The sequence below is a fragment of the Sphingobacterium deserti genome (assembly GCF_000757725.1).
GTDB classification, from domain to species: domain Bacteria; phylum Bacteroidota; class Bacteroidia; order Sphingobacteriales; family Sphingobacteriaceae; genus Sphingobacterium; species Sphingobacterium deserti.
In genome coordinates, this window is sequence record NZ_JJMU01000059.1 from 1 (window position 1) to 23556 (window position 23556).

14 protein-coding genes are annotated in these 23556 nt (G+C 43.9%); 5 read left to right on the plus strand and 9 right to left on the minus strand.

Annotation, left to right across the window (positions count from 1 at the left end; translation table 11 throughout):
- Positions 1-500 precede the first annotated feature (500 nt).
- A complete protein-coding gene (locus DI53_RS15225; protein ID WP_037501590.1) occupies positions 501-1526 on the minus strand; it encodes a LacI family DNA-binding transcriptional regulator in 1026 nt (341 codons plus the stop codon).
- Between the two features lie 88 nt (positions 1527-1614).
- On the opposite strand from DI53_RS15225, the gene DI53_RS15230 reads away from it, so the two are divergent.
- The 3 genes from DI53_RS15230 to DI53_RS15240 are packed head-to-tail and all read left to right on the plus strand — an operon-like array spanning position 1615 to position 6159.
- Complete coding sequence (locus DI53_RS15230) at positions 1615-3102, plus strand: xylulokinase (protein WP_037501593.1); 1488 nt, start codon at positions 1615-1617, stop codon at positions 3100-3102.
- Positions 3102-4430, plus strand: coding sequence for a xylose isomerase (xylA, locus tag DI53_RS15235; RefSeq protein ID WP_037501596.1), 1329 nt, complete (start codon positions 3102-3104; stop codon positions 4428-4430). The genes DI53_RS15230 and xylA overlap by 1 nt, the downstream gene beginning before the upstream one ends.
- 46 nt (positions 4431-4476) lie before the next feature.
- Positions 4477-6159 (plus strand): sodium:solute symporter family transporter, encoded by a 1683-nt coding sequence (locus tag DI53_RS15240; protein WP_037501599.1) that lies wholly within the window; start codon positions 4477-4479, stop codon positions 6157-6159.
- 180 nt (positions 6160-6339) lie between these two features.
- On the opposite strand, the gene DI53_RS15245 is transcribed toward DI53_RS15240, so the two are convergent.
- The 5 genes from DI53_RS15245 to DI53_RS15265 form a co-directional block, all read right to left on the minus strand.
- Entirely contained in the window at positions 6340-6828 is a 489-nt protein-coding gene (locus tag DI53_RS15245; protein WP_052072458.1) for a dioxygenase family protein, read from the minus strand.
- Between the two features lie 244 nt (positions 6829-7072).
- Complete coding sequence (locus DI53_RS15250; protein ID WP_037501602.1) at positions 7073-8542, minus strand: RagB/SusD family nutrient uptake outer membrane protein; 1470 nt, start codon at positions 8540-8542, stop codon at positions 7073-7075.
- Between the two features lie 18 nt (positions 8543-8560).
- Positions 8561-11761 (minus strand): SusC/RagA family TonB-linked outer membrane protein, encoded by a 3201-nt coding sequence (locus tag DI53_RS15255; RefSeq protein WP_037501604.1) that lies wholly within the window; start codon positions 11759-11761, stop codon positions 8561-8563.
- A 124-nt stretch (positions 11762-11885) separates the two neighbouring features.
- Positions 11886-12941 (minus strand): dipeptide epimerase, encoded by a 1056-nt coding sequence (locus DI53_RS15260; RefSeq protein WP_081939478.1) that lies wholly within the window; start codon positions 12939-12941, stop codon positions 11886-11888.
- Between the two features lie 7 nt (positions 12942-12948).
- Positions 12949-14166 (minus strand): C40 family peptidase, encoded by a 1218-nt coding sequence (locus DI53_RS15265; RefSeq protein WP_037501607.1) that lies wholly within the window; start codon positions 14164-14166, stop codon positions 12949-12951.
- Between the two features lie 300 nt (positions 14167-14466).
- Here DI53_RS15265 and DI53_RS15270 point away from each other — a divergent pair, with 300 nt between their 5' ends.
- Together DI53_RS15270 and msrA are read left to right on the plus strand one after the other, a co-directional pair.
- On the plus strand, positions 14467-15483 hold the full coding sequence (locus tag DI53_RS15270; RefSeq protein WP_037501610.1) for a glycosylasparaginase: 1017 nt from the start codon (positions 14467-14469) through the stop codon (positions 15481-15483).
- A 403-nt stretch (positions 15484-15886) separates the two neighbouring features.
- Positions 15887-16402 carry a peptide-methionine (S)-S-oxide reductase MsrA gene (gene msrA, locus DI53_RS15275; RefSeq protein ID WP_037501613.1) on the plus strand — a complete coding sequence of 172 codons (516 nt, stop codon included), beginning with the start codon at positions 15887-15889 and terminating at the stop codon, positions 16400-16402.
- A 123-nt stretch (positions 16403-16525) separates the two neighbouring features.
- On the opposite strand, the gene DI53_RS15280 is transcribed toward msrA, so the two are convergent.
- The 3 genes from DI53_RS15280 to bglX form a co-directional block, all read right to left on the minus strand.
- A complete protein-coding gene (locus tag DI53_RS15280; protein WP_052072459.1) occupies positions 16526-17440 on the minus strand; it encodes a KilA-N domain-containing protein in 915 nt (304 codons plus the stop codon).
- A gap of 296 nt (positions 17441-17736) precedes the next feature.
- On the minus strand, positions 17737-20478 hold the full coding sequence (locus DI53_RS15285; RefSeq protein ID WP_037501616.1) for a DNA gyrase/topoisomerase IV subunit A: 2742 nt from the start codon (positions 20476-20478) through the stop codon (positions 17737-17739).
- A 760-nt stretch (positions 20479-21238) separates the two neighbouring features.
- The gene (bglX, locus tag DI53_RS15290; protein ID WP_081939479.1) at positions 21239-23524 is read right to left on the minus strand and encodes a beta-glucosidase BglX; all 2286 of its coding nucleotides are present in this window, start codon (positions 23522-23524) and stop codon (positions 21239-21241) included.
- Between the last annotated feature and the right edge of the window lie 32 nt (positions 23525-23556).

Below are 23556 nucleotides of genomic sequence, written 5' to 3' on the forward strand. Positions count from 1 at the left end.
CAAAATCCACTCTTAAAAGGATTTTGGGATGTCATCTAGCCTGATAGGCAGCCTCTCGCTGCGGGTTGGGTTGTGGGGGAGATCGCCCCGATGAAACAAAGATTTTTTGCTTACTTTTTCATCTGAAAAAGTATGGCCCTGTCCCGGCTAGGGACAAACGATCCGCCGCATGCCGCAGCAAGTTTTAAAGAGATAAAGGTTTTTTGCTTTTCAAACAGATTGTCCCTCGCTCAAACCTTTCCGCCGCTTGCCGCGGCAAGGCAAATACTTTTGTAGGGCAAAAGTATTCAAAACCCCGTCGCTTGAAACCTTTGCAGGGGGGGTTTGTGCTGTGGCAGATGATTACATATTGCAAAGCTTTCGATGCGACATTTTGGTTAATAGTGGACAGAAGCAATAGACTCAAAGAATCGCATCTACTTTTCGCGATTCGTACTACACAGTACTCACTACACAGTAATTACTGTAATCTAATCTCAATTCGCGCTACGCACCATCCTTTAACTTTTCCTATTCGTAGATTCCCGGGCTAATAGGAGCGGATCTAGTACGACAGGCTCGATGATGTTTTTATCGCTAGATCTGCTTTCGATAATTTTAAGGAACATCTTTGCACATTCTTTCCCCATCGTAATCGCTTGTTGATCTATCGTTGATAAGCTTGGAATAATGTGTTCCGAAAAGTTCTGATTGGCAAACCCAATCACGCCAACTGTAGGAGGAGTAATTTTGTATTCATGCAAAGCTTTAATAATGCCTAATGCAACATAATCATCGCCACCAATGATAGCATCCGGTTTGTCTTTCAGCTTAAGCAACGTTTTTGTCCCCGCATATCCACCTTCAACCGTCAATTCTCCGAAAATCGAGTAAGAGGGATTCACGGAAATTCCCGCCTCCGCAAGCGCTCGTAGGTAACCTTCATAGCGCTCCTTGAAAATTTTAATGCCATGCTTGGTCGTGATGTAGGCAATATTTGTGTAGCCTTTATCCAATAAATGTTTGGTAACGAGATAACCCGCCTGCTCATCATCTATTTTGACAGTTGGCGTATGCTCAAGATCGTCGTGTGTACGATCAAATATAATTAGTGGCTTTCCTTCTTCTTTTACCTTAAGAAAATGAGACACATCCTGCGTCTCCAATGACATGGATGCAATAATTCCGTCTACTTGCGCCTCAAGAAGGGTGCTGATACCGTTCTTTTCAGATTCTAAAGATTCATTTGTCTGATACAACAAAATACTGTAACCAAAAGATTTTAGATATTTTTCAAGCGAATGAATGACCGAAGCAAAAAATTGAATCTGCGCACTGGGAAGAAGAACGCCGATAATATATGTCTTCCCCGATGTTAGTGATGATGCAACCTTGTTTGGTCTGTAGTTCAGTCGTTTAGCTGTCTCTATTACTGCGTTTCGCGTATTCTCACTAATAGTTGATATGTTATTTAACGCCCTCGACACCGTCGATACGGTGATGTTTAATTCGCGTGCGATATCATAAATTGTGGTTTTCTTTGCCAAAATAAAATGTGTTTAGGAAAAATATTTTGTAAATATAAAATTTTATAAATAATTTTATGCAAGCGGTTGCAATTAGGCCAATTTACATATGTTGTTATTAGGAATAGATTTAGGAACTTCGTCAATAAAGGTTTCCATTATTGACGCACAAACTAACCAGCGGATAGTATCTACGCAATACCCAGAAAATGAGGCAGATATTCTGTCTGAAAAAGCTGGCTGGGCCGAGCAGGATCCACAAACGTGGTGGGCATACACGAAACTAGCCATCAAGAAGGCGAACGATAGCAGATTGTACGATCCTAAAGACGTCCAAGCTATTGGTATTGCTTATCAGATGCATGGTTTGGTCATTGTGGATGCTGCACATAGACCGTTACGAAATGCAATCATTTGGTGCGACAGCCGTGCCGTAACGATTGGTGATCAAGCCATGCAGGCATTGGAAGGACAAAGGTTCTTAGACGCACACCTTAATTCTCCGGGGAATTTTACCGCTTCTAAACTTGCTTGGGTAAAGGAAAACGAACCTGAAGTGTATGAGAAAATCTACAAGTTCATGCTTCCTGGAGATTACCTCAGTATGTGTCTCACGGGCGAGATCAACAGTAATATAAGCTCCATATCCGAAGGAGTGTTGTGGAACTTTAAATCCAACGAACTTTCGACAACGTTGCTGGATCACTACGGCATTGATCGTAGTTTGGTGCCCGATTTACGTCCGGTGTTCTCTAACTATGGCCGTTTAAGGGCTGACGTAGCCGATGAGCTTGGATTAGCTAGGGACGCCCAGGTAAGTTTTAAAGCCGGCGATCAACCTAACAATGCCTTATCCTTAAATGTGTTTGAACCTGGCGAGGTAGCAGCTACGGCTGGTACATCAGGCGTCATTTATGCCGTTACCGATAAATTACTGTACGACAAAGAATCTAGGGTGAATACCTTTGCCCACGTTAACCATAGCACAGAAAGCCCCAATTTAGGGGTGTTATTGTGTATAAATGGCACGGGTATTCAAAATAGCTGGATTAAAAAAATGACGGGCGCCGCTTATGATTACAATAAAATCAATCAATTGGCTGCCGACATTCCCATTGGTTCAGCAGGTTTGCAAATTTTGCCTTTTGGAAACGGTGCGGAACGCATGTTAAAAAACAAAATTTTGCAGGCACATATCGAGAATATAGATTTTGTGCGGCACGAAGCACCGCACCTTTGGCGCGCGGCGCAAGAGGGAATTGCCTTTGCTTTCCGCTATGGTCTAGACATCTTAAGGGAGAATGGTTTGACACCACAGGTTATTAAAGCAGGGCATACCAATCTTTTTTTAAGTCCAGTTTTCCAACAATCTTTTGCCGGGGTAACAAATGTTCCCGTTGAGCTTTATGACAATGACGGAAGCGTAGGAGCAGCATTGGGAGCCGGCTTGGGGGCGAGGTTATATGCGAATAGGGAAGAAGCCTTCTCCGGTTTGCAAAAGCTTTCTGCTGTCGATCCGCAACACGTTGGGCACTACGAAGAGCTCTACCAACAGTGGAAAGAATTATTAGAACGTAAACTATTAAATGTATTATAATGGAAATTTTATTAGGGAATCAAGAGTATTTTAAAAATGTAGGGCAGATTAAATATGAAGGGCCTGAGTCTGACAATCCGCTAGCTTTTCGTTGGTACGACGCGTCGCGTGTTGTTGCCGGGAAAACGATGGCAGAGCATTTTAAATTTGCCTGTGCATACTGGCATTCTTTTAACGCCAATGGGGCAGATCCATTTGGTGGAGCTACGCATTTCTTTTCCTGGGATCGTAAGCCAACGATTATGGAGCGGGCAAAAGACAAAATGGATGCTGCATTTGAGTTCATGACCAAAATGCAGTTGCCTTACTACTGCTTCCATGACGTCGATTTGGTAGATTTTACGGATAATATTGAAGAAAACGAGCGCAACCTAAACGATATCGTGAACTATGCAAAAGAAAAGCAACAGAAAAGCGGTGTGAAATTATTGTGGGGTACCGCAAATCTTTTTAGTCATCATCGCTATATGAACGGTGCTTCTACCAATCCAGATTTCCACGTATTGGCTAATGGTGGCGCACAGGTAAAGGCGGCATTGGACGCAACTATAGCGCTTGGTGGAGAGAATTACGTATTCTGGGGTGGTCGCGAAGGTTATATGTCACTGCTCAATACTAATATGAAACGTGAGCAAGAACACTTAGCACGCTTTCTTCACGTTTCAAAAGACTATGCACGCAAAAACGGCTTCCAAGGTACATTTTTCATTGAACCGAAGCCTTGTGAACCTACAAAACATCAATACGATTACGATGCGGCTACGGTCATTGGCTTTTTACAGAAATACGATCTATTAAACGACTTTAAGCTGAACCTCGAGGTGAACCACGCTACGCTTGCCGGACATACTTTTCAACATGAACTGCAGGTAGCTGCGGATGCCGGATTGCTCGGGTCGATTGATGCTAATCGTGGTGACTATCAAAATGGCTGGGATACCGATCAATTCCCTACAGATCTAAATGAACTTGCAGAGTCATTATTGATTATTTTGGAAGCTGGCGGGCTGCAGGGCGGCGGTGTTAACTTTGATGCTAAAATACGGAGAAACTCCACAGATCCAGCTGATCTATTTTATGCTCATATTGGTGGTATGGATAACTTTGCGCGTGCCTTAGTAATTGCTGATAACATCTTGCAAAAGTCGGATTACAAGAAGATCCGTTCGGAGCGTTATGCTAGTTTCGATGCCGGTGCTGGTGCTGATTTTGAAGCTGGAAAATTGAGCTTGGAGGAATTGCGCAACTACGCTGTTCAACACGGTGAGCCTGCTATTACCAGTGGTAAACAAGAGTACCTGGAAAATTTAATCAACAGATATATCTAATTTTGCAATCTTTTGCTACCTTAGTGACATTGATCAAATAAACCGTATGAACAATATACTATCTACCAAAGATTACTTGGTTTTTCTCGTCTACTTCGTTATCGTTGCCGCCTATGGGATCTGGGTTTACAATAAAAAAAGATCTCGGGTTATTGGCGGGGACTCCAAGGATTACTTTTTAGCTGAAGGGTCATTAACGTGGTGGGCCATTGGTGCCTCCTTGATAGCGTCCAATATATCTGCAGAGCAGTTTATCGGCATGAGCGGCTCAGGCTTCAAAATGGGGCTTGCTATTGCTACCTATGAATGGATGGCTGCCATCACGCTGATTATTGTCGCTGTGTTCTTTATTCCGGTATATCTGAAGAATAAGATCTTCACCATGCCGCAGTTTCTAAACAAGCGCTATAATGGAACGGTGGCTATGATTATGGCGGTATTTTGGCTGATGCTTTATGTTGTAGTCAATTTAACGTCTATTTTATACTTGGGCGCGTTGGCGGTAAGTAGTATATCAGGTTTTAGCATTGATCTTTGTATGTATGCCATTGCCGTGTTCGCTGTCATCATCACTCTCGGTGGGATGAAGGTAATCGGCTACACAGATGTTATACAGGTTTTCTTTTTGATTCTAGGCGGTCTAGCGACTACCTACTTGGCTCTAGATCTAGTCTCGCAGCACTACGGCGGTGAGGGTGTTATTAATGGCTACGGAATCATGGTCAACAAAGCTTCGGAGCATTTTCATATGATTCTGAAAACGGATAACGAGAATTATCTTGACCTTCCAGGTCTATCGGTATTGATCGGTGGTATGTGGATCGTGAATTTAAACTACTGGGGTTGCAACCAATACATTACACAACGTGCCTTAGGTGCCGATTTAAAAACGGCTCGTAATGGTTTATTATTCGCTGCTTTCTTGAAGCTTTTAATGCCAATCATTGTGGTGTTGCCCGGTATTGCGGCTTACGTACTGTGGAAGGATGGTTTATTCCAGACGGAAATGTTGCAAGGTGGTGAAGTGAATCCAGATCGGGCTTATCCGGTCTTGCTAAACCTCCTGCCTGCAGGATTAAAAGGCTTGTCATTTGCGGCTTTAACGGCAGCAGTAGTAGCTTCGCTAGCTGGTAAAGCTAATAGTATTGCGACCATCTTCTCATTGGACGTGTATCAAAAGGTATTCAATAAAACAGCAAGTGAGCGTCAATTAGTAAACACGGGAAAGATAACCATTATTGTAGCGATGATCTTGGCGGTGCTGATCGCACCACATTTAGGCATCGATAAAAAAGGTGGTTTTCAATATATTCAAGAGTATACAGGTTTTGTATCTCCGGGTATTTTTGCCATGTTTATTTTAGGGTTCTTCTGGAAGAAAGCGACACCAAATGCGGCGCTTTTTGCAACCATCGGTGGCTTCTTATTATCCGTGTTCTTTAAATTCTTACCAACGTTTGCTGATTTATCATTCTTAAGTTCAACAGGATTTTCAGTCTTAAGCCCTGTAAGCGGTCTCTACGAAATTCCATTCTTAGATCGTATGGGCTTTGTATTCGTGATCTGTATCTTGGGAATGTATGTTATTAGTGTGGTAGAAAACGCGAGAGGTGTAGTGCCTAAAGGACTGGAAGTGGATCCAAAAATGTTCAAAGCGCATCCGGGCTTCGTTGCTGGCGCGTTGGCTGTAGCTGTCGCCACGGCAGTACTTTACGCGATCTATTGGTAACAAGAATAGAGTAAAGCATATAGACAAAAAGAGTTTGCCAGCGCTGGCAAACTCTTTTTTCATTTAACCAATTTTGACGGAGGTCATCGTTAAAGCACTTGCCACGGGGCTATCGTTAAACAGGAAGATGTCGTCGTTCTCATCTTGTAGCGCTAAACTGTACAAGAGCGGTAGATAATGTTATGGCGTTGGAATCGCTAAGTCAAATGCGCGACCTTGTTTTCTAAAGTCGATGAGCGCCCGATGGTTGCGGCTCTGTATCATAGTTTTCATGGCTTCGTTCGCCTCTATGGCCCAATCGTAGCCATAGCTTTCATTTAGATGCTGCCAGGATACCATGCGTAAGTTGTGTACCATGTTGCCACTCCCTACGATAAGAACACCTTTACGACGTAATATCCTGAGTTCTTTCGCTAAAGTGTAGTGATAGCTTGGCGGCTGGGTATAATCAATACTCATTTGTATGACCGGTACATTCACTTGCGGATAAAGGTGCTTCACCACCGACCAGGAGCCGTGATCTAGACCCCATTTTTCGTCTTGCTGTACAGTTGTGTTTTTAACAATTGCTTTCGTTGTTTCGGCAAGTTCCGGACTTCCAGGAGCTGGATATTGCACATTAAAAAGGGCTTGCGGGAATCCGCCAAAATCATGGATGGTTTGTTGCATCTTCTATATGGGCAACACCCTTCGGCTCAATCTTGTAAATTTTAAATAGATCTGTCATCTTCTTTCTCCCGTCTCTACGAAAATACGTAAAAAAACGAGGGGGATAGCAAGGTTTGTTACGACCAAAATGTTTCGGTTATGGAAACAATGAGAGAAATCTTCGTAGTGTTCGCTACCAACCTTTAGTCGTCGATAGCGATCTCCATCAGATTTCTCCCTTTTTTATTATTGGTTCGACCTTTCTTTAATAATCTGGATTTTGCTGCGCAGCAATTCCGGGATTGGCGTTTATTTCATCCTGCGATATCGGCAGTATTGTTTTAAAGAATGTACGGTTGATCGTTGTCTCGCGCGTAGGTACGCTGATGCCAGCGAAAGCGTCGTCAAAAGTGATGTTTTTGCCGAGGCGTAGCATGTCAAAGTAGCGGATCCCTTCCTGGAAAAATTCCTTGCTTTTCTCGCTCAAGATAAGGTCTTCACTAATGGTAGTGGCATCAATGGCTGGTAAGTTCGGAGACCGTCTATGGATCTGCTGTGCGTAGTTGGCGGCTTTCACGCGATCGGGTGTTGGCAGTTTAAGCGCTGCTTCAGCTGCAATAAGATAAACTTCAGAAAGTCTGATAACTTTGATGTTTACGGCAGTATAATTCGAAGAACCTTTGTCACCACTGAAGGTCGTCGATCCAAGATACTTATAGCAGGATCCCAATCGGGAGGCTGATGATTCATCGCGCGCCATCACACCCCAACGTACGTCGCCCATATCTTGGCGCAATGCGTTTAAAAAAGGCGTGCTGGCGAGAAAATTACCTAAGGCACCAGTTTGATGGCCACGCCGCATAAAGTAGAAACCCAATGAGGCGCGCGCGAGGTCGGCTTGATTTTGTTCGATCACCAGCTCATAAAGCGATTCCGATCCGAACTGCGACTGCCACGAATTTACCCATTGTGTGTTGCTGTAGAGGTTATAAACCCCGCTATTGATCACTTCTTCTGCTGCCGCAAGTGCCTCGGGATACTGAGCCATGCTTAGATGTACCCGTGCTTGGAGTGCTTTATTGGCGAAGTAATTAAGGTAGCCATCGCGTTTGGTTTTAGGCAGGCCGGCCTCACCGGCTTTTAGGTCGGCAACAATTTGATTGTAATTCTCTTCCACTGTAGCACGTAAGGGCGTCTCATTGTATGCTAATGTTTTCAGGATATTTGGTACGCCAAAGGCCGACTTATCATCCGTGAACTGTTTTCCATACAGGCGTACTAAATCGAAGTAGGCTAGAGCCCGTAGTGTATGGGCTTCGGATTTTGCTAAAGCAAAGTTTTCTGTGGTGCCAGCCGTTTCTAACTTCTCAATGTTCTCGAGCAGGTTATTTGCTTGGTATATCACATTATAAATCGTGGTCCAAAAGCCAGCAAAATTGTTAGCCTGCGGATTATGGTTGAAGGTATATAAGGCATCCAACCCGCGGCCTTGGGAAAATAAAGTGACATCGCCCCCTTTTGCTTCGCCGTATACAATAAAATTACGACCATAGTAGGCCGAATTCGTCATCTGACGCTGTATCCCGTTGATCACTATTTGCGCATCGTTGGCGGTCTGGATAGCGCGGTCGGCGTCGTTGGCATTGGTAGGAGGGACATCTAAAAAGTCTTTACACGCCGTGCAGGAAAGTGCCAGCAACAGTGCACAACTTACGATCTTTATATAGGTTTTCATATTCAAAGTCCTTTAAGGTTAAAAATTAAGTTCGATTCCGAACGTGTATGTTTTGCCCAGCGGCGTTTCCCAGCCACGTGTTCCATATTGTCCCACTTCCGGATCAGCCATCTTATATTTTGATGCCGTCAGTAAATTTGTTCCGTTAAAAAACAGTCGTGCACTAGCTATCTTGGCCCGTTGGCTCCATGCCATCGGAATTTGATAGGCCACGTTAATGTTTTTTAAACGAAGGAATGAGGCGTCATAAATATGTCTGCTGCTAAACTGTATCGCGTCTGTAAGATCGTTTCCATCAATCTTTGGTTGTGTACCCGTCGGATTTGTAGGTGACCACATGTTTTCATAGTATTGCTGTGAACGAATCCGTTCCCAGTAGTAACCATCGTCGTTTACGTCTTTTTCCGCACCATCATACAGTTTGCCACCCAGCTTATAAGCAAAGTTTAGCCCTAGCGAGATACCCTTATATTCAAAATCAGAGTTTATACCGCCATACACTTGTGGAACCGCACTGCCGATTATTACCTGGCTTGCCTTCGAATAGCTATAGGATGCAGCACGTCCGTTGAAGTCGAAGTCATTCGTGGTATTGTTCGTATACCACACGTTGCGTCCGTTTTGCGGATCGACGCCAGCCCATTCATAACCGTAGAATGAAAGCACGGACTCGCCCTCCCGATAAATGAACTGCGCCCTTGCGTCACCACCCGTTGGATCATTCCATAGGATATCTTTTCCGGCGTCAAGCGTTTTTACCTTCGAACTTAAGAAGGCTGCGTTGACACGAAGAGACCATGAGAAATTGTCATTGCTAATAATATCTCCGCCTAGATCCAGTTCTATACCACTGTTGTTTATAACGCCCACGTTTTGCAGGGCGCGGGTGAAGCCTGTCGTGCCCGATGTAGGTACATCCTGCAACAGATCTTTAGAGTCTCTACTAAAATATTCCACAGATCCGGTTAGTCTGTTTTGCAAAAAGCCGAATTCCAGTGCTAAGTCATAGGTGTTGCTTTTCTCCCAACGCAGCAATGTATTGCCTAGGCCTTTGTCGATATTTACTAACGAACCATCGCTAACAAGTCCACCCGGGCTGCCTTTGTAGTTATATTTATAATACATCAGTGTTCGCCAAGCAAAATTATCGTTTGGCAAAGTGCCATTCACACCATAGGAACCACGAAGACGAAGTGCACTCACCAAGTCATTATCCTTCAGGAAACCTTCTCGGTGTAGACTCCAAGCTCCCGAAACAGACCAAAACGTTCCCCAACGACTATCGGGATGGAAGCGCGACGAACCATCGCGTCGCAACGAAGCACCGACAAAATAGCGCTCATCGAAATTATAGTCCACACGTCCTAAGGCAGACATCAGGTTGTTGCCCCAAGAGTAGCTGTCTGCACGGAAATTAGCCCCTGTGCCAATAGAGCTGCTGTTGCTCGATCCCAAGTTCACACCATTACTAAACTGGTAGTCTGTCACATTTTTTTCTACTTCATAACCAGCTAACAAGCTAATGTTATGTAAATTAAAAGTTTTGTTATACGTTAACGTATTGGATGATACATATTTTCGGATATTATTGTTCCACCTGCTGGATGAACCCTTGTCTGTTGCCCCGTTGAAATGCAGCGCAGAGAGATAAAGGTCGTCTCGTACATCGGTATTGTCGAACGAAAAAATTGTTTTAGCGGTTAGGCCAGAAACGATTTCCCATGATAAGGATTGAACGGCACCCAGGCGTAGCGTTCGGGTATTGTTATCCCATTGGTCATTGTAATACCCTGGATTGAAGGCCAAGCTGCCATATTGTGCCGTCCAAGGGTTTCCCGTTTTGTAATCAGTGGGCCAGTAAAATGGAAACAGCAGGTTTCTGGATTGAAAAAAAGGATTCGAGCCCGTACTGCGTGTGTCGTTAAATCCTACCTTATCGGTGTTCGCTAAATTGAGGTTGACATTATATTCTACGTTCTGGAATAAGCGTTGATTGAGGTTCAGACGGCCGGAAATACGCTCGTATTCGTTTATTGTCGCGCGCCCTTGATCTTTTGTGTATGAAAGCGACGAATAATATTTCGTGTTTTCCGTCCCACCACTTACCGAGAGATCGTTGGTCTGAAAGGTCCCGGTACGAAATAGGTAGTCTTCCCAATCAAAGTATCGTCCTTCCCGATTTTCAATGCCGTCAGTCATGCCCAGTATGCGTACATTGGACATTCGCGAAACATCATCAACCTCAAAGCGATATCCGTGCCGGTTAAAGCGATTGTTTATTTGGCCAAGGGCGTAGGTGCTGGCCTCCGCATCCGTGTAGTTAACACCTGTGGCGTTATTTCTATTGGATGTGCGGTAGTCGTGAAATATTTGGTATTCCATGTTGATCTGTGCTTGTGGATCAGCAATTTCATAGTTATCCGTCGCCCACGATGGTGTAAGGCCGATAGAAGACCGTAGGCTGATCGTCGGTTTGCCGACTTTCCCGCGTTTTGTCGTGATCACGATAACACCGTTTGCGGCTCGTGAGCCGTAGAGTGATGAGGCGGCTGCATCTTTCAATACGGTGATTGATTCGATATCGGCGGGGTTTAAGGTGCTCATCACATTTGATGTGGAGTAAATTTGTCCGCTCATTTGGCCAACGTTGCCGGAGATAACAGGTACACCGTCAATTACATAAAGTGGTTCGTTAGAAGCATTCATTGACCCTATTCCGCGAATACGCACATTCGATGTGGAGCCAGCTTGTCCAGAACCGGTTGACACTTGTAGCCCTGCCACGCGTCCATTTAGCGCGTTTTCAAAGGAAGTTGTGGGTTGGTCTCGTATTTCTTTTGGTGTAACAGTTGCGGCGGAACCGGTGTACGTGCTTTTGCGCGCCGTTCCGTATGCTACTACCATAACTTCGTCTAGCGCTGTGTCATCGGGTCGTAGGGTTACCTGTATGCTTTTTTGTCCAGCAATCGGAATCTCTTGCCCAGCATAACCTACCGCCGTTATGACCAAGGTGCCCGTAGATGGGGCAGAAAGCGTGAACAGACCACTTTCATTTGTGGACGTGCCCAGCTGTGTTCCTTTGACATTTATGCTTACCCCAGAGATGGGCATGCCGGTGGCGTCGACGATTTTTCCTGCCAGCGCAGTCTGTTGCGCGTGAACCTGTATCATGCTGCTACAGGCCATGATGCACAGAGAGGTGAGTAAGTTCTTGTTCATAGTATAAGATTAGTGCGTTAGTAACACACCCAAACTGCAGCAGGTAGCTTTAGTTCAGGTGGCTTAAAGAATATGTTGTTGGTCAGTTAGATTCGTATTTTCAGGCAGCAGTAAAACAGACTGGCTATTCCCTTAGCGTTACCCCTATACCCGCTCTATCGGGTAAATAACATTGCCCATCCACAATTTGTAGGCCGTCGAAAAGATCGTTTCCTATCAATAAAGCACCATCCAGATCTGCCCAGTCCACAAGTGGCGCGAGCTGTGCGGCCGCTGTTATTGCACAAGATGTCTCCGTCATACAGCCTAACATCACTTTCATCTCAAGTGCTCGAGCCAGTTCTGCCATTTTCTTTGCTTCCCGCATGCCGGTACATTTCATTAGTTTGATGTTTATGCCGCTATACACACCCTTTAGCGCAACGACGTCGCTGAGACGCTGGCATCCTTCATCTGCAATGGTGGGAATAGGCGAGCGTTCTGTAAGCCAAGCCATATCATCAATCTGCTCTTTAGGCATGGGTTGCTCCAAAAAGACGATATTGCGTTCGGCCAACCAATGCGTCATCTCCAAAGCTTCTTCCTTACTTTTCCAACCTTGGTTTACGTCCGCACAAAGCGGAACATCCGTAACCGAACGAATCGTTTCGATAATCATCTTATCAGTCTCTAAACCAAGTTTTACCTTAAGCATTTTAAAGGATGCCGCTTCAGCTACTTTTTGTCTGATCACCGCTTGCGTATCAATGCCAATCGTAAATGATGTGGCTGGAATACTGGACGGATCAAGCCCCCATATTTTGTAGAAAGGCTGTCCCAGCAGTTTCCCAATTAAATCGTGCAATGCAATATCAATTGCGGCCTTTGCGGCGGTATTTTTTGCGTCGATATGATCAATATAGTGAAGTATCTCCTCCGTTTGAAAGGGAGAAGTGTACGCGGATAGATCAACCTTATTTAAAAAGCCCATAACGCTTTCCTGGGATTCCCCGAGGTAGGGGGGCATGCTGGCCTCGCCATAGCCCACTATTCCTTCATATTCAATTTCAATTAGTACCACCGGTGTCGTCGTACGGCTGAACGATGCTACAGTAAAAACGTGGCGCATCGCAAGGGTGTAGGGCCGAAAGCGTATAGTGAATTTACCCGTACTCTTTGTTGACCAAGCTGCAGTATCCATCTATTGTCTATTTGTTGTTGTAATAAGTACTTGCATTGATGTTCTGTATTCCAGGATCTTTCTCCGCCAGGTACCGCTTAGCGGCAACCACCGTGCGTGTTTGGAAATCATCATAGTCTGCCGCTTTTTTTAGCATACTGTTTATCCTCACGCTGCCTGCCGCGTGGATGAATTGACCATTGCCAAGGTACAAAGCCACATGGGTGACACGCGCGTTCTTACTCTTATTTTTACCCCCCGCAAAGAAAAGCAGATCTGCAGGTTTTAGGTTTTTAAGCGCTTTTTCAGCATCAAAATCACCATTCTTATCTAAAATATCAATGTTTTGTCCATGTAAAACCTGTTGGGAAGCATCGCGCGGTATGACCAGTCCGTTCATAAAATACGATGTTTTGGTGAAGCCGCTGCAGTCCACACCTTTCACGGAGGTTCCACCCCACAGGTAGGGAAGACCTAGCATAGACTTTGCACTCCGGATAATATTATCAGCATGCGCTTCACGTGTTTTCATCCAAGTGGAAAAAAGCTGTCCTTCTTCTTTGGGGATATAAGCTATTCGTCCATCTGGATAGACGACCTTATAGAAGGTATCAGTCTCTGATGAAAGGGATAGGATACCTCCATAGACAAGGTCTGATACGCGTTGGCTCTGCAGATCTGGCGCTGAAAACGACTTGCCAAATTCGGCCGTGTAGATTATCCGATCATTGCTATTCCAAGCATGTAGTTTTTCGGTAGATAGCGGGGTAATAGAAGAGGTCGGTACCCAAGCGATGTAACCTTCGGGTGTGCGCACCCGGTAGTCGCCGCCCTTCTTTTGCAGGATATCCAACTGTGTTCCTAGCAATACTTGCGTTGCCATTTCGGCAGCGTGGGATGGTGCCGTGCGCAGGTTAGCGACGGATAAGTTGACTAAACCAACTGTGTTATCCCCTACAGTGGAATCCGGAAGGGTGACGACGTTAAAAGATCCGTTTAACTTGGCAAGTTCTTTCTGAAGCGGAGCCTTCAATTTGGGATCACTAATTTGTATGATGTGCGTGTTGTTCTGCGTTCCATTTTCGACAAGTTCGACGATGCTGCTCCGTTTGTCCGGGGCCCATTGCAATCTGAAATCTGTCAAAACCTGTTGAAGGATTTGATCAGTTGATGGAGTGGTTTGCGCTTTGCTGACAACAGTTGTAGAGAGAAGGCAGCAAAAAAAAGCAAAGAATTTTAGGGTCATGGCTTTTTTCGTAATGATTTAAAGCGAATATAATCTTTTACTCGGAAAATAGCTGCCTGAAAATGCGTTTTTTTGTTTGTTTTGAAAAATATTGGTAGTAATCTGCATAATCACATCTCCTTTTTGATCTGAAATCGTTTACAGCGTAGACTTTTTATTAAGTCAAACTTCAGTAATCAAACTGCTCATTTTTTACACATAGCATTTCCCGAGACGGTCCTTAAACGTTTTAGTGTACGCATCCCTATTTCTTTCTTGTATTTTTCGTAATATTGTATTGATTTATATCCGCTATAATTAATGAATTCCAGAAGACAATTTATAAAAAAAACTATAGTTGGGGCGGCGGCAGTTAGCGCAGTGAACGTCATTCCCGCAGTAGCCTCAGCACAAAAAGTCGTAAAACCTATCGTTATTTCTACGTGGGATTTTGGTGTAGCAGCGAATCAGGCAGCTTGGCAGGTCCTTAACCAAAAGGGGAAAGCGCTTGATGCTGTCGAGCAGGGTGTGAAAGTTGCCGAGGCCGACCTATCTAACCCTACTGTTGGGAAGGGTGGGTATCCAGATCGTGATGGGCATGTGACGCTAGATGCTTGTATTATGGATGAGCAAGGAAATTGTGGATCTGTTGCGGCGCTTGAACATATTGCGCATCCTATCTCCGTTGCACGATTAGTTATGGAGAAAACGCCGCATGTCATGCTGGTTGGTGAGGGCGCGTTGCAGTTTGCGCTGGAGAATGGCTTTCAACGGGATAATCTGCTTATCCCTTCTTCCGAGAAAGCCTGGCAAGAGTGGTTGAAAGAGAAGCAGTATAAACCGATTATGAATATTGAAAATAAATCATTCAATACGGAGCGGCTTCCGGGTAACCAATATAACCACGATACCATTGGAATGTTGGCATTAGACGCTCATGGCAATTTATCGGGCGCATGTACCACGAGTGGTATGGCTTTTAAGATGCGGGGGCGGGTAGGCGATAGCCCGATAATCGGTGCTGGTTTATACATCGATAACGAAGTAGGTGGCGCAACGTCCACGGGTGTGGGCGAGGAAGTGATCCGTACAGTAGGCAGCTTTTTAGTTGTCGAGTTGATGCGGCAGGGCTATTCACCAGAAGCGGCTTGCAAAGAAGCTGTAGAACGTATTGTAAAAAAGAAACCCGAGACAGCGAAAGAAATACAGGTAGGCTTTTTAGCCTTGAATAAAAAAGGCGAATACGGATCTTATGCATTGCAATCAGGATTTACGTACGCCGTATGTGATGAGCAAAAGCAAGATCTGGTTATAAAAGGAAAGCATATTTTTAAGTAGTGCGTATAGCGTAGTGCGATTAGATTATAGTATTTAGTACTCAGTAGTTAGAAAAGCATTGTGGGACGCCTCGTATGGTTGTCTCTTATGACTTCCAGATTACCGCTTACAAATTTTTACTGGTTAATTTTGAGTTGTAGATTTTGATTTATTACTTTTTCAATTTTGACTTAGTAACAATTTGACTTTTCACTTGATTTGACTAGTCTTTTTTAACTTTTTACTTTTCAATTTTGACTTAGTAATAATTTTGACTTTTCACTTGATTTGACTAGTCTTTTTTGACTTTTTACTTTTCAATTTTGACTTAGTAACAATTTGACTTTTCATTTGACTAGTCTTTTTTGACTTTTTACTTTTTAATTTTGACTTTTAAAAAATTTTTACTTTTTAATTTACAAACATGAAAGCGACATTTGGAGGCGGGTGTTTTTGGTGTACCGAAGTGATATTCCAAAACACAGATGGGGTGAATACAGTTTTGCCGGGCTATATGGGCGGGAAAACAGAAAACCCAACCTATAAAGAAGTGTGCAATGGCGACTCGGAGCATGTGGAAGTGGTGCAATTAGACTTTGATGAAAATAAGGTAAGCTTTGATGAGCTGCTTAAGATCTTTTTTAAGACGCACAATCCGACTACGCTAAATAGGCAGGGTAATGATGTCGGGACGCAGTATCGTTCGGTCGTGTTTTACCATGATGAAGCGCAAAAGGAGGCTACATTAGCTTTTATCCAGGGGCTGGAAGATGCGGAAGCATTCTCAGATCCTATCGTGACGGCTGTAGAGCCTGCGGAGAAATTTTGGGAGGCCGAGGATTACCATCACGACTACTTCAATCAAAACCCTGGAAATCCGTTTTGCGCGGCTGTCATTGCGCCGAAATTGCAGAAGTTTTTGAAAGAGTATAAGGCTTAATCGCGCTTGAGTATAGCTTTATAGAATTCCGGTAAACGCAAAAAACGAAGCAATCTCCATAAAGATTGCTTCGTTTTTTATGAGGATTGCTTCGTAATCTATTTACATATTAAACTTAAAATTTTAAGTCTTTCCTTTCGTTCGTTTTTTGTCCATCGCTGTGTCAAGATTTTTATCATCAACAGATTCTTTGATATCATCAATTTTTGGACTTTTTATAAGCTCGTGATCCTTATCTTGGCTACGCAATAGCGACTTTAATTGTTGATGAGCTGAAGACCTTAATTTATTAAACCTTTGTTCTATCGTTAATCCATCCCTTATCAGTTCAGCATTTAGTATTTCTAAATTATTGAGAATAATTAGTTGATGGGTATCCGCAAAATCTCTTAAGTTGTATCCTTTAAGAGCTAAATCCGGATTGTTTTTCCGCCACGTGGAGGAACTATACCCGAACATAACCAAGTATAGAAGATCCGCTTCTTCTGCGTATGCTATTCCTTCCTTTCCCTTAGTGAGATTTTTAAGAGGTAATATATGATCTTTAACTGCATCAGTCTGTATCTTATAGTTAGATTTGGTCAAAAAGCGCCTGTAATCCCATACCTGATTTAGCGCGTTAGATTCTTTTTCTTTTAAGCGCTGAAACTCCTTTATGAGCAACAGCTTAAATTTTGGACTTATATAAGAACAAAATTCAAAGGCAATATCTTTATGAGCATACGTTCCTCCATATCTTCCTTTTTTTGCTATAATACCTATTGCAGCAGTTCCTGCCGTCCACTTTTTAACTGACATAAAAAAACCGCCTGACCCGGTGTTTTCTCTAAAACCCCTAAATTCGGGGGTTTTAAAATTTGGATTGTACAACTCTTCCCAAACGCCTAGAAAATCTATAGTAGATTTGTTGTTAAGCCACTTCTCAATTAGTTTTGGACCATCATCATGATTCGACACCATGTCTGTCAGAGAGATAAAATCATCCGTTCCTATATGTATTATCGATATATCTGTATCAAGTACTTTTATCTTGCTCATAATGTCAATGCCATATGGATTAATTTACAATACGTACTATCTCTGATCCTATTGGTTTATTGTAGGATACCTAATTTACAATAATTGTATCTGAAAATGAACTGATCTAAATATTTTTGCTCATTTTATTTCTGACAGTAAGATAAGTGTCTATAAGCAATCAGTTGTTTAAAAAAAAGAGTCCTTCTAACACATTTTTACAAACCTTAAAATCAAAGAAGCGAAAAGTATGTTTTCCGCTCCTTTGCATAAAGCCTTCCTGTCATGGAAGGTGTTGAGATATTTTATCCTGTTCCTTAAAACAAAGACGTCTGTCCATCATCATCAGGTTTAGAACCATCTCCTTCATCCAGATTTATATCTTCTGGGTTGGTGATTTCAAAGCCAATTTCCGCTTCAACCTTTTCTTCGACAGCTGTTGTAAGGCTTTCATCTGAAGATGTATCACTCATGGCCGCTGAAGGTTCAACGGTATCGGCAGCATCTGCTGCAGGCTTAACAGACAAGTCTATTTCTGTCGTGAGCAGCTCAACCTTTTTTACAGGGTAGAATGATAATCTATTCCCCTGGGCCTTCATGCCCTTTACATCGATAATTTCGTTCAACGCTTGTTCTACTGTTTCGGGTGTCTGTGTTTTACCTTTCAACAAATCAACTTTAACAAGTGGCGCAGCGCCATTGGTAATCACGATAAGTTTTGAGCCTGCAGCTTCGTTGATGAAGGATAGACGTTTGCCTATCGGTTGATCATCAAATTTGAAGCGCTTTACAAAATACGTTCCTGTTTTACCATCTTGATGTATAGCGGTGTATATATGTCCCGAAATGTATTTTTCCATGCGCAATATGTTGGCATCGAAATGGTTATTGAGATCGAAGCTCGAGAATTCATAGGATCCGTCTCGGTAGACGAGTAAAATTTTGTCATCGCCATCAAACTCCCCAAGGTAGCGTCCACGCTCATCAGCATTTAATCGCCCCAGTACATCATCAAACCATATTTTCCGACCCGCCAATGTCGATACACCTGCATTTTTGAAGCTGACTTTCTTCGTAGGGAATTTGGAAACAATATTACCTTGCGAAGCACGACCTTTGATCGCAATCTCGGCGAAATCCAGATCGAAGGTAAGTTTACGTAATTTGGAGTGCGGCTTAAGCTGTACGTTGATAACTTCGGCTTCGCCGTTGGGGTTTGCCGTGAAATACAACAGCCTAGACCCTTTGGCACCTTTGGAGATATCATATTCTTTATCACGCGTCACGCCGGTAACGGCAAAACGTTTGACGTAGCTCGTTCCTGTTGAACCATCGCTATACACTGCGTTATAAATGGTACGTTCATCGCCTTTCTTGAAAACAGCTACATGGATAATTCCTTTGCCGACAAAAACTTTGTCTTGTACTTTCGTCACGGAGTATTTACCGTCGCTACGGAAGACAATGATATCATCAATGTCGGAACACTCGGAAACAAACTCATCCTTACGCATTCCGGTGCCGATAAATCCTTCTTCGCGATTGACATAGAGCTTGGCATTGGCCAAGGCTACTTGAGAGGCTTCAACTCTATCAAAAATACGAATCTCGGTTTTGCGTTCGCGGCCTTTGCTGTATTTGCTGCGCAGATGCTCAAACCAGTCGATGCTGTATTCCGTCAGGTTTCTTAGGTTTTTGCGCACCACTTTGATGTCTTCCTCCAGCGCCTTCATCTGCTCATCAGCCTTGCTCACATCAAAGCGCGTAATGCTGCTCATTGGTTTATCGATCAAGCGTTTGTAGTCCTCCGGAAGAATCTCGCGGTAAAACTGTGGGAAAAACGGCTCAAATAAACGATTTAATACCGAGACGACCGTCTGGAAATCACCTGCATTTTCATAGTCAGTATGTTTATACATACCTTCCTGAATAAATATCTTCAACAGCGAGCTAAAGAAGATTTTCTCCTGCAGTTCATGCAGTTTAATTTCCAGCTCGCGCTTTAGCAACTCCCTGGTGAACTTTGTATTGGCAATCAAGATATCATTCACACTCATGAAGTGTGGCTTGTTATCAATGATTACGCAGGTATTTGGCGAGATGGAATTTTCACATGCCGTGAAAGCGTATAGCGCATCTATCGTAACATCAGGAGAGATCCCCGGCGCTAGGTGCACGATAATTTCGACATGCTCTGCCGTATTATCTTCAATTTTTTTTATTTTGATTTTACCCTTTTCATTTGCCGTGACAACGCTGTCGATAAGTCCACCGGTGGTGGTTCCAAACGGGATCTGCGTGATGGCCAAGGTCTTTTTGTCGCGTTCTTCAATGCGCGCACGCACGCGGATTTTTCCACCCCTACGGCCTTCGTTGTAGTTTGATACATCCGCAAGTCCACCTGTAGGAAAATCTGGAACAAGATTCGGACGTTCGCCTTTCAGCACCTGTATTGATCCGTCGATCAGCTCAATAAAATTATGCGGCATAATTTTAGTCGCTAAGCCTACAGCGATCCCCTCAGCGCCTTGTGCAAGCAATAAAGGAAACTTAACCGGTAGCGTAACAGGTTCTTTGTTCCGACCATCGTAGCTCAGTTGCCACTCCGTTGTGTCGGGATTGAACACAACCTCGTTGGCGAATTTCGATAACCGGCCTTCGATATAACGAGGTGCAGCGGCGGCATCACCGGTAATAGGGTCTCCCCAGTTACCCTGACAATCGATTAGCAAATCTTTCTGCCCAATCTGAACCATCGCGTCTCCGATAGAAGCATCCCCATGCGGGTGATATTTCATGGTGTTTCCGATCACGTTCGCCGCCTTATTATAGCGGCCGTCATCCATCTCCTTAAGGGAATGTAAGATACGCCGTTGCACGGGTTTGAACCCGTCGTTGATATGCGGTACTGCTCGGTCTAAGATAACATAGGAGGCATAGTCCAAAAACCAGTTCTCGTAGAGTCCGGATAGGGGAATGGTGGTACTATTTAATTCGTGATCTTGACCTTGTGCATTCGGGTCGTTATTCTCTTCTGAAAAGTTTGTTTCTTCGCTCATTTACGACAAAGTAGCTTTTATTTCGATACTGTTTGTTGGCCTGTTAAAGCAGGTAAAAATAACAAAATTCAAGGATTTAGGGATAAAAAGTAAAAAGTAAAAATTAAAAAGTAAAAATTCAAAGTAAGAAAGTGAAAATTATCTTCGATGAGCTCGCTGCACTCGGTTCAAAAGTAAAAAGTTAGAAAAAGAGTATTGTGATCCATACTTGGTAAATGTTGTAGGTACTGATTGACCTTGTAGAGGTCACGTATCTATAGCGAGTCATTTAGGATTGGATTCGACCCCATAGTGGGTCGCATATTTACTAGTAGATCATTTGAAGTACTAAAACCCAAACACTAATATCTCGATACGCACTACGCAATACGCACTACCCACTACTCAATACCAAAGATTGCCGCGCCATCGTTCCTCCGGCTCGCATTTCAAAATAAAAAGTAAAAATTAAAAATTAACAAAAGTTGTACCCAATACCAATTCCACATACTAAGTACTAAAACCCAAACACTAATATCTCACTACGCACTACCCACTACTCAATACCAAAGATTGCCGCGGCGAGCGGCGGAAGGGGTTAAGATAAAAAAGGTAGTGTTGCAGGACCACCACAGTCCTTAAACACTACCTTTATCTATGTACAAAGTAGAAAAGTAAAAATTTGTACCCAGTACCTTTTCTACATACTAAGTACTAAAATCTAAATACTAATATCTCACTACGCACTACGCACTACGCATTACTCACTACGCCCAACTCACTACTCCAATGTAAACTGCGTCTCTTTGACGTCGCTAGAGTTTGTTCCGATATAAAGTTTGAAGTCACCCGGTTCCGCGACGAATTTCAACTCGTTGTTGTAGAATTTCAGGTCTTCCGCGGATATCTCGAAGCTAACATCGCGTGACTCGCCTTTTTTAAGGAAGATCTTTTGGAATCCCTTCAGTTCTTTTACAGGGCGCGTGATCGACGCATAGATGTCGCGCAGATAAAGCTGAACAACTTCTTCGCCGTCAAAATTTCCTGTATTCTTTACATTTACGGTGGCAATAATTTTGTCATTGGCCTGCAAGCTTGTTTTGCTGAGCTTAATATCGCTGTAACTAAAGCTGCTATAGCTTAAGCCGTAACCGAAAGGATAAAGCGGCTCATTATCTACATCAATATAATTGGAACGGAATTTTTGGAACCAAGCATCTTTCGCAAGCGGTCTGCCTGTTGTCTTTGCTGCATAATAAAGCGGAATCTGTCCGACATTTTTCGGGAAGGTAGCCGGTAATTTTCCGGATGGATTTACATCCCCGAATAACACATCAGCTACCGCTTTCCCAGTTTCTGTACCGCCGAACCAAACGTTTAATATAGCGGGAACATGCTCCTGCTCCCAAGATAATGTCAATGGCCGTCCTGCAAATACCACAAGCACTACAGGTTTCCCAGTTTTCAAGAGCGCTTCCAATAATCTCTTTTGTGTCGCCGGGATGTCTAGATCCGTCCGGCTGGAACTTTCGCCGCTCATTTCAGATGATTCGCCTAATGCGGCAACAATAACATCAGCCCCTGAAGCCACCTGTACAGCCTCAGCAATAATATCAGCTTCGGGACGCTCATCACGTGGAATCGTGCGCCCAAACATGGTCGCCCGTTCTTGATAAGCAGCGTCCGTAAGTAGATTGGAACCCATGTGGTGCACAATTTTAACCGAGTTGCCCAATGCGGCTTGCATGCCTTCCAACAGACTCGGCGTGTTTTCCAGGTCAGCACTCACACTCCATGTTCCCGGCATATTCGCTCCCGTATTCGCTAACGGACCGATCAAAGCAACCGTACCTTTCTTTTGTAAAGGGAGCGTTTGCTTATCATTCTTCAATAAGACAAATGACTTGGCTGCGATCTCGCGAGATTTTGCTAAGTGGGCAGGCGTCAAAATATTGTTCTTCGCGCGCTTATCATCACAGTATCGAAATGGATCTTCGAAGAGACCTAGCTTGTATTTCGCTTCAAGTACCAGACGACAGGCTTGATCAATTTCCGCTTGGGTCACCTTTCCTTCATCCAAAGATTTCTTCAGCGTCGTGAGGAATCCCTCGCCAACCATATCCATATGTATTCCCGCTTTCAAAGAAAGTGCAGACACCGTCTGCAAATCTCCTAATCCATGGTCTACCAGCTCATTAATCCCCGTATAATCGGTAACGACCATGCCGTTAAATCCCCACTGATTGCGCAGTACGTCCGTCATTAACCATTTGTTGGCTGTTGCAGGCACACCGTTGATATCGTTAAATGATGCCATCACCGTACCGGCGCCAGCATCTATAGCGGCTTTATATGGCGGCAGGTATTCGTTGTACATGCGGTGCAGACTCATATCCGTTGTATTGTAATCTCTTCCAGCTTCCGCCGCTCCGTATAGCGCAAAATGCTTCACACAAGCCATCAAAGTGTTATTCGCTTGGAGGTCCGAGCCCTGATAGCCTTTCACCATTTCTGCGGCGATGCGTGAAGATAGGTAGGTGTCTTCGCCACTTCCTTCCGATATGCGACCCCAGCGCGGGTCACGCGAAATGTCCACCATAGGCGAGAATGTCCAGTTCAAGCCATCTGCTGTAGCTTCCACGGCGGCAATGCGGGCCGACTCGCGGATAAGGTTCATATCCCAGGTCGCTGCTAGTCCCAAAGGGATTGGGAATAATGTTTTATAGCCGTGAATAACATCCATCCCGAAGATTATCGGGATACCTAAGCGAGATTGCTTGACGGCAAGTGTCTGTGCTGCCCGGATTTTGGAGGGGCTGGACATACTGAAAATCCCTCCAATCTGGCCTGATTTAATTTTACTTTCTACACCAGTCGATACGACAGATCCTGTTACGGCCTCGCCACCAGTCACTAGGTTAAGCTGACCTATCTTTTCTTCAACCGTCATTTTGCCCATCAGTTCGGAAACAAATGTATCCATCTTTGGATTTTTCTGGGCTTGAACACTCAGGCTGCAAGTCGTGGCAACACCGAGTATCCATATTGCTATTTTTCTCATATTCATCTGTTGTTTGTGTAGGTGATTTTCTCTTATTG